Raw genomic sequence first — 14,428 nt, forward strand, 5'->3', positions numbered from 1 at the left:
CGGTCCGCCCTCCGTTAAACCAGTGTCGAATCAATCAACGCCAGCGGGTGATCGCCCTGGGTCGCGCGCACCTCGGTGATCCCCAGGTAATTGCGCAGTTGATCTGCCGCCACGGTCATCGGCCCCGGTGACGGCGCCGCACCCGGTGCGGGTTGCGGATACGCCGTGCCACGGGCGGTGTGGAAGGTGATGTTGCCTTCGACTTTCTGGATGACCTGGTGAATGTGGCCGTTGAGCACCGTTACCGAGCCGTACTTGCGCAGCATTGCGATCGCCTGATCGCCATCCTCTGTGCCCCAGCCCCACGGCTGATAAATCGTCCAAAGCGGGATGTGGGTGAACACGACGACGGGGGTACTGGTGCTCACCGCGCGCAAATCATCGGCCAGCCAGGCCAGTTGATCAGCGCCGAGGGTGGCTTCATGGCCGGCCTGGAAATTGAAGACATTGATCAGCGCGATGAAGTGCACGCCGTGGTCATCGAAGCTGTACCAGCCGTTGCCTTTGGTGCCCTTGCCGTAGCGTTCCAGATAAAGCTTGCCGCCGCCCTCGTCGAGGGTGTCGTGCTCGCCCGGTATGTAATGCACGGTGGACGGCAGACCTTTGAGCAACTGCGCGGCAGTGTCGAACTCCTCGGCTTTGGACAGGTGGGTGATGTCGCCAGTGTGCAGGATCAACGAAGGCCGCTTGGGCAGCGCGATGACCTTGTCGATCGCCACCTGCAAGGTCTTGACCGGCTCCGGGTTGGCTTCCTTGTTGAAGCCGATATGCGAGTCGCTGATCTGCACGAAGTGAAAGGTGCTGGCCAACGCCTTGGGATCGCTGACGTTGCCCGATTCATCCAGCGCAAAGGCTTTGGGAATGCCGCCGCTCAGGGCCCAGAGCACCCCGGCCCCGGCCCACGCCGAGCATTTGAGCAGGGTTCGCCGGTCCGGATCGAGTGGGCCGTCGGTGCGCAGTGGGTGTTTTGCTTGAATGTCCATCGGTGTGTCCTCGCGGGCGAACTACAGTGAGGTAGCTGACACGAGGTAAACCTTGCGGCGCGATGCTTTATTCCACGTCAAAAAATAAATCTTTTTGCGCGAATAAAACCCGCCGCGGCACGGTTATAGGGGTGTGACGGTGCGGAACCCACCATGAAGCGATTTGAGGAACTGATTGCGCCGCATCTGGACGCGGCCTACAACCTTGCGCGCTGGCTTACCGGCAACGACAGCGCTGCGCGCGATGTCGTGCAGGAAAGTGCCCTGCGCGCCTTCCGGTTTTTGCAGCGCTTTGCCGATGGCAACGCCAAGGCGTGGTTTCTGACCATTGTGCGCAACGAAAGCTACAGCTGGCTCAAGGCCTCGGCCGGGCATCGCTGGGTCGCCATCGATGACGAGATGGCGGCTGGCGAAGGTCCCCTGAGCCACAGCCAGACCCCGGAACTGCTGGCCATTCACACGGAAAATGCCGCGTTGCTGCAGCAAGCGCTGTGCGCCCTGCCACCGGCGTTTCGTGAGGTGATTGTGCTCAAGGAACTTGAAGACCTGCCCTACAAGGACATCGCCCTGGTGGTCGATATTCCCATCGGCACCGTCATGTCCAGACTGGCCCGGGCGCGTGCCCTGCTCAAGCTCGAACTACTGAAGTTGCACGATCATGAATGAACTCGACTGCACGGTTTGCCAGACACAGTTGCACGGCTATCTGGATCAGGAACTGGATCCGGCCACGACTGCGCGGGTGGCAGCACACTTGAGCAGTTGCGCCGAATGCACGCGGCTGCATGATGAGGCGAAATTGCTCAAGATCAGTGTGAAGCGCCATGCAACGCATTACCCGGCCCCGGCCTCACTGGCGGCCAGCGTATTCGCCGCCGACAAACTCGCGCCCGGCTTGATGCAGCGTTGGCGAAACTGGTTGGCCCCGGCGTTTTCCGCCACAGCGCTGGCCCTGGCGATGGTGTTGTATGTCGCCACCCCGGGCAGCGAGCAACCCTTGATCGACGAGGCCGTCTCCAGCCATGTGCGCTCGTTGATGGGCGAACACTTGAATGACGTGGTGTCCTCCGACCGCCACACGGTCAAACCGTGGTTTACGGGCAAGCTCGACTTTTCACCCCCGGTGTTCGACTACACGGCGCAAGGCTTTCCCTTGCTCGGCGGGCGTCTGGATTATCTGCAACACCAGACCACCGCCGCCCTGAGCTACGGGCATGCCAAGCACATCATCAACGTATTCATCCTGCCCACGACCGAGGCCGACAAAGCCGTGCAAAGCCAAAGCATTCGTGGGTTCAACGTGGTGTCGTGGCAGGCCGCTCACATGCGTTTCGTGTTGGTGTCGGATGTGGAGAAAGCTGAGCTGGAGGCGTTAGGGCAGTTGCTCAGGGCGCAATAGCGTTGCTTCAAGGCAAAATCCCCAGGCATTCACTACGCTTGGAGAACTCGCCTCGGCGCAATCATCACAAAAACCTTGAACATTTCGCGCTGGCCGCTGTTCCAGATGATTCAGATAGCGAATCAAGGACGAGCCTATGGATATCTTCACGCCCGCTGCGCCTGTTCCGCCTCAGCAAAGTGCAATCACCCGCCGCCTGGCGTTTGCAGTCGGCGCGCTGTTTATCGTCGGGGTGATGGCCGCCATCGGCACCTTGATCGGGATTGCCGCTCGCCTGGACCGTGAGGATGTCGAGCAAACCCGCTTCTACACGGCCCGTGCGCTGGAAAACCGCATCGCCGCGTCCAAAAGCTACATCACCAGCTACGCCGACTGGACCACGGCCTACGAACACTTGCACAGCAAAGTCGACACCGACTGGGCCTACACCCAGCAGAACATCGGCAAGACCCTGTTCACCAGCGACGGCTATGACGGTGTGTTTGTGCTGGATCGGGACCGAACCAGATACGCCGTCGTGCAAGGACAACTCGAGGACGTGGACATCAGCGGTCTGCTCCAGGTGTCTGCCGCATCGCTGATTGATCAGGTGCAAAGTCAGGCCGACCTGACTGTGCCGATCAACACCTACTCGCTGTTCGACGGCTGGCCGGCACTGGTCACGGCCGCCGCGATCCTGCCCAACGACGAGCGCCCGCTGGGCGATCCGAAGCAGACCTCGGTGCTGGTATTTGTCGACAAACTGACACCCGCCAAACTCCAGGCGATCAGCACCGCCTACGGCCTGCAGAACCTGGCCCTCACACAGGCTGACACACTCGCTGACGAACAGCCTCGGGTGCCGCTGGGCAACATCGGTTACAGCCTGAGCGCGGACCTCGAACGCCCCGGCCAGCAACTGTTGTGGTCGTTGCTGCCGACGCTCGGCGGCGTGCTGGTGGTGCTGATGCTGTTGACCGCGTACTTCTTGCGCCACGCGTTGCGCTCCTCAACCTATGTCGACCAGAGTTTCAGCACGCTGCAGGCCTCGAATCAGGCACTGGAAGCGGCCAATCATGCGCTGGAAGCCAGTGAAGAACGTTTTCGCGCGGTGGCCGAAGCGGCGTCGGACTGGATCTGGGAAGTCGATAACCATTTGTGCCTGACCTATCTTTCGGCGCGCTTCAGCGAGGTGACCGGTTACCCGCAAGCCCAGTGGCTGGGGCAAGGCATCGGACAATTGGTCTCGTGCGACACCACGCCGCTGGAGCTGTGGCTGAAGAAGCTCAGCGAAGACAGCAATGCCAGCGACCTGCGTTGCACCTACCGCGATCACGCCGGGCAGCAGCGTCACTGCCGATTGTCGGCGCGGCCGATCATCGACAAGCACGCCGTGAGCGGCTATCGCGGTACTGCCAGTGACATCACCGACGAAGTCGCCGCCCATGCGCAAATCCAGCACCTGTCGATGCACGATGCCCTCACCGGCCTGCCCAATCGCAACCAGTTGGCGCGCTATCTGGATGACGCGCTGCTGCTCAAGGAACACGCGCCACCGCTGTCGTTGCTGATGATCGACCTGGACAATTTCAAACCGATCAACGATTCACTGGGCCACCCGGCCGGTGATGCGGTGTTGCAGGAGGTTGCCAATCGCCTGCGTGAATGCACCCGCGAGCACGATATTGTCGCGCGTCTGGGTGGCGACGAATTCGTCGTGGTCCTCAATGGCATGGACAGCCGTCTGGAGGTCGACCGGTTCTGCACGCGGCTGGTCGAAAGCCTGCACCAACCGCTGATCTTCGAACATCATCCGCTGCACGTGGGCGCGAGCATCGGCATTGCCCTGAGCCGGCGTCAGGGCTTTGTGCCCAGTGAGCTGATTCGCTGCGCCGACATCGCGCTGTATCAGGCCAAGTCCGAAGGCAAGAATACCTGGTGCTATTTCGAAGCACACATGAGCGACCAGATCCAGACGCGCCGGCAGATGGAAAGCGACTTGCGCGGCGCGCTGAAGAACGACGAATTCGTCCTGCACTACCAGCCGCGCTACACGGTCGACGGCAAGCACATCGTCTCGGTCGAAGCCCTGGTGCGCTGGCAGCATCCGACCAAGGGGCTGCTCGGGCCGGACCTGTTCATCGGGCTGGCTGAGCAGACCGACCTGATCGTGCCACTGGGCCGCTGGGTGTTACGCGAAGCCTGTGAAACCGCCCTCACCTGGCCGTCGGACATCCTGCTGTCGGTCAACCTGTCGCCGGCGCAGTTCGCCCTCAGCGATGTCGTCGAAGACGTGCGCGAAGCACTGGTGCAGACGCGTTTTCCGGCCAGTCGCCTGGAACTGGAAATCACCGAGAACGTGATGCTGGTCGACACCGACGGCGCGCTGGCCACCATGAATGCACTCAAGCAACTGGGCGTGCGCCTGAACATGGACGACTTTGGCACCGGCTACTCATCCCTCGGTTACCTGCGTGCCTATCCGTTCGACGGGATCAAGATCGACAAGCGCTTCATCGCCTCGATCAGCCACGGCGCCAACGATCGCGCCGTGGTGCAGGCAATCATCGGTCTCGGCAAGGCCATGGGCCTGACCGTCACAGCTGAAGGCGTGGAAACCGAAGAACAACTGGACATTCTCGGCAAGGACCAATGCAACGAGGTTCAGGGGTATTTCATGAGTCGGCCGATCGACAAGGCGGCGTTCGCGCAGTTGCTGAACAGTGCCAGAGCCGAGCCGGCCGATCATTCGCCGCCGAAGAAAGGCCGCGTCATATAGCCGACCCGCTCACGGAACTTCAACTATCGTATCTGGACAATCGACGCTTCTAGGTAGCGACGATCGAACCCATGCTCAGGGTAGGACGAAGAATGGCCACTTATATAGTGCTGACAAGAGATGGAGTCGCGGATAAAGGCCAGGAGAAGTTGCTGGCGGATCTGGCACAAGCCCTCAACAAACCTGATGCGAAGTTGTTGTTGCACCTTCACGGCGGCTTGACTGATGAAGCTGCGGCAATAGCCAATGCCAAACGACTCTCCGGCAATGAACCAGGCAGCTGGAACCTCGGTGATGACTGGACGCAAGTCTATGTCGTGTGGCGAACAGGTGCGCTTGAAACCATCCAGACCAACTGGACCGAGCTTGTCCACGATGATCGTCTCTATCAAACCATTCAGCGCAAGTTATTGGCTTTTGTCGCCCGCAAACTCGGGGTATCGATCCCCGGAGCTCGTGGGGCCCCACCGGTCGTACTTTCCGAAGCGCAGATACAACAACGCATTACTGGCAAACAGGGACCTCGACCTTTCGACGACGTCGATTCACATTTGCCGGCCGGTCAAACGGCAGGCCAGCGTGCAGCGATATTCGCCGGGCAATCTGAAGCTGATCTGGCCCTGGAGTTCAAGAAAGAACTTCAGAGTGATACAGGGTTCCAGCAAGCTCTTGCAGATATTGACGAGGCCATCAACGTCCCCAGTGGCGCCCGGGCAGCCTCGGCGGGGGCGAATCCTGTATCAGGCAGAAAAATGCTGGAACGCCTGGACGAAAATATCCAGGAACAGCTGGAGCCACCTGCGGCAATCACGGGGCAGCCACGCGGGTTGGTCACTGTTGCAGCGTTCCTGCTCAAGCACGCTGCCAAAATCGCGCTCAGATGTTTCAACCGATTCAACAGCGGTCGGGATCATGGTTTCCACGCAACCGTAGTCGAGGAAATCTGTCGGGAACTGTACGGTGATCTGATCGGCGCGAAAGTGTGGGGAATGATGGTTAACGACGCCGCTGATCACTTCGGTAGCGGTAAATTCGGCAGTGCGCTACTGACAATGCTTAAAACACACCAAACGCAGGACTTCGTGGTGACCGCCCACAGCGCTGGCTCCATCTGGGCAGCGCATTTGCTGCAACACATGAAGGCCGAAAGCGTTCCGGGAAAGGTCAAACTGTTCCTGCTCGCGCCTGCTGTGCGCAAGGATGTTTTTGCTGCAACGCTTGATCGTGCCGGTGATCTTGTCTCCCGGTGTCGCATGATAACCATGACCGATGAACTGGAACGCCGCGACGCTGTACTGGGACACGACAAGGGGTATATCTATCCAAGCTCCCTACTGTATCTGGTCTCCGGACTCTTCGAAGAGCAAACGCACGAAGCCTACACCGATGCCCCACTTCTGGGGATGCAGCGCTTCTCGCGACTGTCAGGCCTGACGCAAGTAGAGAGCGCGATAGAGAAACGCATTTCGGCGTTTTTCGAGCAGGACGACTGCAGCATCATTTATTCGCCCACGCCAGCGCTGTCGATGGCTGACAGCCACGGGGCGTTTGATGAAGAACTCTTGACTCTGGCCACAGCCCGCAAGCTGTTCTGAGGTCCAATCAATGAAGAGTTGGGCGATTGTTGTAGGCATCAATGTCTATCACCGGCGAGCCGCGCAGAAACCGTTGGAAGGCGCTGTCGCCGATGCATGTGATTTTGCCGATTGGGTACTGGATCCTCTGGGTGGCAACGTACCGGCTGAAAGGCTTTTTTTCTGGACGTATCCCTGGCCTGCCGCGTTATCTGCGGGGCGGCTCAAAAGTTATCTGGAAGGCGAGTTGCCGAACTGGTTCATCCCTGATGACAAAAAGGATAGCGATTGGCAACCTCCTGATAATGGGCGCGCACCCAAGGCGACGGAAATTACATCCACTATTGAAACTGTCGGACGCGGTGCGTACTCCACCGCATTTGTTGACAATGATGAAGAAGCCAGACGCGTGTATGTCTTTCTCGCCGGCCATGGCATTCGGGCTCGAATATATGGTCGCGGGCAGGATGAAACCTGCTTTATGGCAGGTGACTTTCATCCGAAATCCAGCGAACTCGCGGCAGGTTTGGTGCCTTGCGAGAGCTTTCGCAAGGCCTTACTCCACGAACGCTTCAACGAAGCCATTTTGTTCGCTGATTGCTGTAGGTCAGAGGCATCACGATTAATGACCCAAGTACAGCCGGTTTCTGATTTTGACGGTGATCCAATAGCGCCTTGGGGAATGGCATTCGCGGCCCAAGAGGGTCAACCCGCGTACGAAACGCGCACGGAGCCGTGTCGGGGTGCCTTTACCAAAGCCTTGATGGATGGTTTACGCACGCATCGCCCAGGCAGCGCAGGTGAGCTATACGCGGCTCCGCTTCGAGACTTCATCCATTCCAATATCAAAAGCTATACCGACAATGATCAGGTACCCCATCTCTCGTATCGACCTGATCCGCACGGACCATTGATTGTGACGGGGCCGGCGGGCCTTCCCAATGGTCCGGTTCTGAATGTCTCGACATTGGCAACCGGAACCAGGCTGATTCTCAAAGGTGGCGACAATAAACCCGTCGCAGATATGCCTGCCTTCGTCGTCACCGGACCGACCCTGTCATTGCCTCCCCTGCCGGAGAGCCTTTATGTGATCGAAATCGATGACGGCTCGGGGCGCCACAGAATGTTTGTGCAACCCACTCGGGAGAACATCCATGTCCCATGAGTCCGGCACTTCTCGGTCACTGTACAAGTTGTCTCTGGTTACCCGGCCGGGCATTGCCATCAGATTGCTGGATTCCAGCCTGAGCGAGATCGCGCGCGGCTCCGGGCAACTTGCTACCTGGTTGCCCGAAGGGCTGTATCTGGTGCGCTGGAATTCTGCCGGTCATCAGTCGGAATCGATGGTGCGCCTGGATGGCCGTCAGGAAGAAACGCAGTTGAAGTTTGACCCCAGCGAGATGGAGTCCGACATATCAGGACAAAGTAGCAAGCCGCAAACTCATGCGCTGATTGATGCGGTCAGCGATGCTTTGACACCCTCCGAACGAACACAGGACTCTTCAATCGTCGTGATTGTCACGGGTGAGCGCCATCTGCTCGAAAATGTGGCAGACCTGCGTATTCGCCTATACGACCGAAACGATGTTGCAATGCGAAGAGACTCTGCCCAGGCGCTGAATCTAGATCTGCTTTCCAATGAAAAAGGCTACATATACCAGGTCAAACCTGGCCGTTTCCATGTCGGTTTCCGATCCATCCTCAATGAGCGGCTTGGACTGATCGTTCCGTCGCTGGCTGGCCGCAAAACGGTGGTTTTTCTAAAGGTCACGCGTACGCGGTTGATTGTCCCTGACGTCGAACGGTTCGTGGCAGAGGATAGCGTTGGTATCGATCCTGCCGAGACGGTAATCGTCACTGTGCGTGGCGATGAAGAAACCTATCGCATGCGTGAGCGAATGCGCCTTGCGCAGTTGCTGATTTACGATCTCGCCAATGGAACAAACTCACTCACACACGATGTCGTGTCTGTTCTTGATAACCCGAAAACCGACCCCTTGCTCAGGTTCTATGGAGCGCTGGTTGCACTTTCAACCCTCAAGCGGGGTGAAAGCTTGCAAGCACCAGATGAAAGCGCGTCTGTCGGATCGGGTGCAGACGTTTTGCAACGATGGGGCAGGCGAATCCTCGACTGGATTCCAAACCCCGCCCAGCCAGGCATACCGGCAGACGCGCTCGCAGCGCATTGGGAATTGGCGCGAGCCATACCGCAGGCAATCAACCCGGACCGCTTCAGAATCCTTCCCAAGCGTATTGAAAGTCCGCCGATGCTCGATTGCGCCTGGCGCTGGGCAATCGAGGAGAGTATCGCCCGCCCCACCGCTGTGCGCGGTACCGCGCTTGTGGCAGCCGCTACCCGCTCTTCAGGAGGCACCGCCGCCTGGTTGTGCTGGCAATTATCTGCCAGTAAAGCGCGGCTGCGCCGAACTTCCGCGACTGAGGACTTGCCATCGCTGCTTGATCAAGTTGTAGCAAAACTTGAAACGGTAACCGGTAATGCGAGCATCAATCGTATGGCCGATAAAATGAAGCTCTGGAGTTCGGATATTCAAGAAACGGCCCTGCGGGCACTTAATCTCATCAACAACACAGACCACCGCCCCATGGATACTGTTGGCATCACAGATCTGGCAGTCTCACTTGGCCTGCCCGCGCGGCAACTGACCAGCCGGCTGGACAGGTTCAGTAAAATGCTTGATGCGGCCGTGACCAACGCATCAAAGGAAGAACAGGAGGATTGCGCTAGCCTCAGACCCATCGAGACCGCCCCCGCGCTGAAGCGACGGGTGATGTACCGCGATGATCTGCAAAGAGGCCGGTTCGGTGGCAAGGCCAGCCTTGCAGGGTTCAGGGTTTCAGCGGACTTTTCAGAGGGCCGCTCCAAAAACTGGGTTCGTATCAAACTGCTGGTGGAAGGGCCGGGAGAGGATGGTGAGGAAGTCGAATTTCACCTCCACGACAGCTTCAAACCGCCGTCTGTCAAACGCCGATTCAAAAAAGGTGTCGCTAAACTCCTGGTTTCGGCCTGGGGTGGTTTTACTGTGGGGGTCTGGATTCCCGGGCCAGAAATAGAGCTGGAACTCAATCTTGCAGCGCTCCAGACCGCACCTCGAATCGTTCAGGAGCGCTGATCCTGGCCTTCACAAGTACCAGCGATACTCCCGCGCACTGATCTCCTGCATGAACGCCAGGTGATCCTGGCGCTTGTTCTCGCAATACACGTCGACGAACTCGGCGCCCAGTCCCGCGCGCAATTGCGGTTGATTCTGCAGGGCGCGCACGGCATCGAGGATTTCGCTGGGGAAAGCGATGCCGCTGTTGCGGTCGTCGTTGAGTGGCGGGATCGGTTCCTTGCCGGTTTCCAGCCCGTGTTCCAGGCCCACCAGAATCGCCGCGAGCACCAGATACGGGTTGGCGTCGGCGCCGGCCAGACGGTATTCGATGCGCAGGTTTTTTGAGTCCGACTCGGGAATGCGCAGGCACGCGTCACGGTCCTCGTAACCCCAACTCGCCTTGGTCGCGGTGTTCACCGTGCCGCTCAAGCGACGCATGGCATTCTGGTTCGGCGCGAAAATCGGCATGCTGTGCGGCAGCAAGTCCAGGCACCCGGCCACCGCATGGCGCAGCGGCTGTTGGTGATTGGCGGCCAGCAGGTTATTGCCTGCCGTGTCATACAGGCTGACGTGCACGTGCATGCCGCTGCCCGGATGCTCGACGTACGGCTTGGCCATGAAACTGGCGCGGTAGCCATGTTTGAGCGCAACACCACGGGTGCTGCGACAGAACAGCGCCGCCCAGTCGGCGGCACGCAGACCGTCGTCCAGATGCCCAAAATTGATCTCGAACTGTCCCGGCCCCAGCTCCGCGGTAATTACCGTGGCGTCGATGCCTTGGGTCCGCGCGGCTTCGACCATCTCATCCAGCACCGGGGCGAAACGCGACAGGCGCTCGATGTGCATGTTTGGCTGATCATCGGCATCGTCGCTCAGCTCGTCGCGAGGGAATTGCGGCAGGCCGTCGCGCAGCTTCTTGTCGAACAGGTAGAACTCCAGCTCGAACGCCACCACCGGATGAATACCTTTGCGCGCGAGGCGATCGAGCACCTGTGCGAGCACTTCACGGGGTTCGAACTCGATCGGCTTGGCGGTGCCATCGGAGGTGATCAGCATCTGCCCCAGCGGCTGTGATTCCCAGGTCACCGGTTTGAGTGTGCCCGGGACGAGGCGGCGCGCGGCGTCCGGGTCGCCGTCGTTGAAGCAGTAATCGCCGATCTTGAACAGGCCGCCCTGCACGCCCAGCAACACGCAGTTTTGCGGCAGTTTGAGCGCGCTGCCTGCAGCGACTTTTTCGAGCATGTCCACCGGATAACGCTTGCCGTAGAAATGCCCGGGAATGTCCAGGGAAATCAGGTCGACATAACGCACCTCGGGGTAGCGTTGGCGAAAAGCACGCACTTCAGCGAGCAGGTCAGAGCAGACAGCGTCCATCGTCGGTGTTCCTTTTGTTATTGTCAGGTGTAGACCCAGAGCACGCGCGTGAGCTGCTGGGTGAGGTTGCCGTAGCGGCAACGGGTGTGGCTGTCGAATTGAAAGCTGTCGCCGGCACGTAGCGCGACCGGGTCCTCGTCATCGCCCAGCCACAAGGTCAGTTCGCCTTCGAGGACATAGCCGCCCTGCTCCGAACTGTCGCTCAGGTGCCGGTCGCCGCTGCTCGCGCCCGGTTCCAGATGACTTTCGAGCATGGAAAACGAAGCGCGCATCTGCGGCGACACCAGAATGTCGGTAATGCCGTTGGCGTAATACAGCGTGCGGCGCTCGTCGGGGCGGGTGACCCAAGGCACCTGTTTGGGTTTGGGCAGGCTGTAGAAATAGGTGGTCGGCACGCCCAGGGTTTCGCTGATCGCGGTCAGGTCGGCCACCGTCGGCCGCGACAGACCGCGTTCGACCTGCGAGAGAAAGCCCACCGAACGGCCGATTTTGTCGGCCAGTTCTTTCAGGGTGTATTTCTTGTGCTTGCGCAGGTCGTGGATCAGGATCGCCAGCGCAGCGATTTCTTCTTGCTTGTTCATGGCCGGGGTTCCAGAAAATTTTTCATCAAATGCTGTCGCGCAGTCGATACCAGGCCTTGCCGATGGCTTCCAGCGGTGCGGCGAGGTATTTACCGCCGGGAAAGCTGCCATTGCTCAGGCCCTGATACAACGCCAACTCATCGTCTTTACCGAGAATCGCGTCCGACACTGCGCGGGCGGCGGCCAGTGTCGGCAGCACACCGTGGCCGGAGTAACCCTGCAGCCAATAGCGGTGGCCGTCGCGACCAATGTCCGGGGTGCGCTTGATCGTCAGGTCGATGTGCCCGCCCCAGGCAAATTGCAGTCCGACGCCTTTGAGCTGCGGGAATACGCGCTCGAGAAACGGCCGGGTCGCCGCCGCGATGTCCTTGGGCATGCCGCCCAGATAGGTGCAGCCGCCCCCGAACAACAAGCGGTTGTCGGGCGTGCGGCGGAAGTAATCGAGGACAAACTGGTTGTCGGTCACGCAGACGTTGCTCGGCAGCAGCGCCGTGGCTTGCTCCGGTTTCAGCGGCGCGGTGGCCACCTGATAGGTGCCGACCGGCAGAATGCAGCTGGCGAGTTGCGGGTCGAGTTCATCGAGATAGGCGTTGCAGGCCAGCACCAGCACGTCGGCCTTCACCGAACCACATGCGCTGTTGACCCGGAAACCATCGCCCTCAGGCTGATAGCTCAACGCTTTGCTTTGCTCGTAGATGCGCCCGCCGGCACGCTCGAGGGCGGTGGCCAGCCCGAGGGCCAGTTTCAGCGGATTGAGGTGTGCGCCTTCAGCATCGTAGAGCCCGGCCTGATAGCGCTCGCTGGCGACCCATTGCGGCAGATCTTCACGGGGAATGAATTGCAGGCCGTCGTGACCCCACTTGTGACTGGCTTCGTGTTGCCATTCGGTCAGCAGGCTGACCCGACGCGGCATCACCGACGTCCACAAATGCCCCGGGCGATAGTCGCAATCGAAGCCGTGACGCCCGGGCAGTGCGCGCAACTCCTGCGCGGCCCAGCGCATGCCGTCCCACAGGCGCCTTGCCCGTTCATACCCCAGCGCTGCTTCCAGCGGTGGCATGTCGCACGACCAGCCCAGAATCGCCTGCCCGCCGTTGCGCCCGGATGCGGCCCACGCCACGCGACTGGCCTCCAGCACGGTGACGCGCTTGCCCGCCAGGGCCAGGCGCAACGCCGTGTGCAAGCCACTGAACCCCGCGCCGATGATCACCACATCGCTGTCCTGCGCGCCTTCGAGCACCGGTCGCTGGGTGAGGATATCGGCGCAACTGTGGGCGTAGTAGCTGTCGACATGGCGCTGGGATTGCTGAAACATTCGCGGCCTCGTGAAATTCTGTTCTTGTAATTTCATGAAAATCTACAGAACAAACTTCATATCGGCAACAGACAACTGAGTCCTCCAGCGGGATCAGTGCTCCAGCGCATAACGCCGGCAGTGCTCCAGATAGCCTTTCTCATGCCTGCCCACCAACTGCACGACACTCGACCACAACCACGACGGTGCATCCAGGGTCTTTGAGCGACACGCTTGCAGTTCGCGCATCCACGAGGCCCGTGTGCTCAGGTCCATCTGCCGGGCATGCGCCAGTCCCACGACGCGGGCCAGATACCCGGCGGCCAACATCGCATCGGTCTGACTCAACTGATCCAGCTCCAGTTTCATGTCTTGAGGCAGCAGCTCACGAATGAAGAAACCATGGTCGAGCACCCGGGCCGCAATCATCCGATTGCCAAGGCCCGGCGAGAGAAACCGCGCACCTTCGACGACCCGTTTGCCGTTGTCTCTGGGCATTGCCGCCCGGGCCACCCGCGGGGCCGCAGCGGCGACTGCTTCCTTGATGTCGAGCAAGCAATACTCTTCGTCATCGCCATCGCCCACCCCGAGTAAAACCGCATAGCGCTTGAGCCCCAGCGAACTGCAGCCTTTGACCCAATAGGCCGAGTCGAGCATTTTCACTCGATCATCCTTCGAGCGGCCCTTCAGTGACGTCACCAACGTGTGCAGATCTGGCGTGGCGCACAACGTCTTCAACGCGCTGCGCTCCTCGCGCGACAACGACCAGAAATGCTTGCCCAGCGGAATAGTCGGCTTGGTGTTTTCGATGCGCTCCTGGGCCAAATGCTTCCAGGTGCGCTGCACCGCGCTGCGCATCCCGGCTTTCACTTGCGCGGGGCGTGGCGGTTCTTTATCGACGTCGTCTTCAAACGCCTGCTCGTAGCCGCGCATCATTTCTTCGAGCATCCGCGCAGTCGCCACGCCGGGCAGATCCGAGCCACGGGCGGCGGTGGCCAGGGACAAGGCCAGACGGACCAGATCATGCGCAGGATTGCCGATAACGGTTTGGTCGAGGTCGCGGATGTGGATATCGATGCGCCCTTTCAAGTCGCCCGTCGGCCCCAGGTTCCCGGCGTGACAATCGCCACAGATCCACACTGCCGGCCCTTGCGGCAGGCGGCGTCCCGGCTGGCTATGCAGCCACTCGTAAAACTGCACCGTACTGCCGCGCACATAAGCGTGCGCGGAGCGGGCCATTTTCAGATTGCGAAGTTGTGACAGCGGTTCAAGGCGTGCGGAGGGCCGTGGGGTTTTCATGGACGCTTCTTGCAGTGAATGTGTCCTGTTGACCGCTCGCCATGGCTGAATGT

At 60.0% G+C, this 14,428-nt stretch carries 11 protein-coding genes; 6 read left to right on the plus strand and 5 right to left on the minus strand.

The window, feature by feature from the left end; all coding sequences use genetic code 11:
* Positions 1 to 14: 14 nt before the first annotated feature.
* The gene (locus AC0J41_RS12575; RefSeq protein ID WP_025109668.1) at positions 15 to 983 is read right to left on the minus strand and encodes a metallophosphoesterase family protein; all 969 of its coding nucleotides are present in this window, start codon (positions 981 to 983) and stop codon (positions 15 to 17) included.
* Positions 984 to 1,136: 153 nt separating this feature from the next.
* Between AC0J41_RS12575 and AC0J41_RS12580 the strand changes: the two genes are divergently transcribed.
* The 6 genes from AC0J41_RS12580 (at position 1,137) to AC0J41_RS12605 (ending at position 9,845) form a co-directional block, all read left to right on the plus strand.
* The gene (locus AC0J41_RS12580; RefSeq protein WP_025109667.1) at positions 1,137 to 1,649 is read left to right on the plus strand and encodes a sigma-70 family RNA polymerase sigma factor; all 513 of its coding nucleotides are present in this window, start codon (positions 1,137 to 1,139) and stop codon (positions 1,647 to 1,649) included.
* Positions 1,642 to 2,382, plus strand: a complete 741-nt coding sequence (locus tag AC0J41_RS12585) for an anti-sigma factor family protein (protein WP_473015786.1) — start codon at positions 1,642 to 1,644, stop codon at positions 2,380 to 2,382. Before AC0J41_RS12580 ends, AC0J41_RS12585 begins: the two co-directional genes overlap by 8 nt.
* Before the next feature lie 136 nt (positions 2,383 to 2,518).
* Positions 2,519 to 5,140 (plus strand): bifunctional diguanylate cyclase/phosphodiesterase, encoded by a 2,622-nt coding sequence (locus tag AC0J41_RS12590; RefSeq protein WP_473015787.1) that lies wholly within the window; start codon positions 2,519 to 2,521, stop codon positions 5,138 to 5,140.
* Positions 5,141 to 5,232: 92 nt separating this feature from the next.
* Complete coding sequence (locus tag AC0J41_RS12595; protein WP_473015788.1) at positions 5,233 to 6,735, plus strand: alpha/beta hydrolase; 1,503 nt, start codon at positions 5,233 to 5,235, stop codon at positions 6,733 to 6,735.
* Between the two features lie 10 nt (positions 6,736 to 6,745).
* Entirely contained in the window at positions 6,746 to 7,879 is a 1,134-nt protein-coding gene (locus AC0J41_RS12600) for a hypothetical protein (protein WP_473015789.1), read from the plus strand.
* Entirely contained in the window at positions 7,869 to 9,845 is a 1,977-nt protein-coding gene (locus AC0J41_RS12605; RefSeq protein ID WP_473015790.1) for a pYEATS domain-containing protein, read from the plus strand. Before AC0J41_RS12600 ends, AC0J41_RS12605 begins: the two co-directional genes overlap by 11 nt.
* A 9-nt stretch (positions 9,846 to 9,854) precedes the next feature.
* Here AC0J41_RS12605 and AC0J41_RS12610 read toward each other — a convergent pair whose 3' ends face one another.
* From AC0J41_RS12610 to AC0J41_RS12625, 4 genes are all read right to left on the minus strand, one after another.
* Positions 9,855 to 11,201, minus strand: a complete 1,347-nt coding sequence (locus AC0J41_RS12610) for a glutamine synthetase family protein (protein WP_473015791.1) — start codon at positions 11,199 to 11,201, stop codon at positions 9,855 to 9,857.
* A gap of 23 nt (positions 11,202 to 11,224) precedes the next feature.
* Positions 11,225 to 11,782 carry a helix-turn-helix domain-containing protein gene (locus AC0J41_RS12615; RefSeq protein WP_025109663.1) on the minus strand — a complete coding sequence of 186 codons (558 nt, stop codon included), beginning with the start codon at positions 11,780 to 11,782 and terminating at the stop codon, positions 11,225 to 11,227.
* Positions 11,783 to 11,807: 25 nt separating this feature from the next.
* On the minus strand, positions 11,808 to 13,097 hold the full coding sequence (locus tag AC0J41_RS12620; RefSeq protein WP_473015792.1) for an NAD(P)/FAD-dependent oxidoreductase: 1,290 nt from the start codon (positions 13,095 to 13,097) through the stop codon (positions 11,808 to 11,810).
* A 93-nt stretch (positions 13,098 to 13,190) separates the two neighbouring features.
* Entirely contained in the window at positions 13,191 to 14,375 is a 1,185-nt protein-coding gene (locus AC0J41_RS12625; protein ID WP_473015793.1) for a DUF2252 family protein, read from the minus strand.
* Between the last annotated feature and the right edge of the window lie 53 nt (positions 14,376 to 14,428).

The sequence above is a fragment of the Pseudomonas sp. Arb-4-2C genome, from assembly GCF_055755015.1.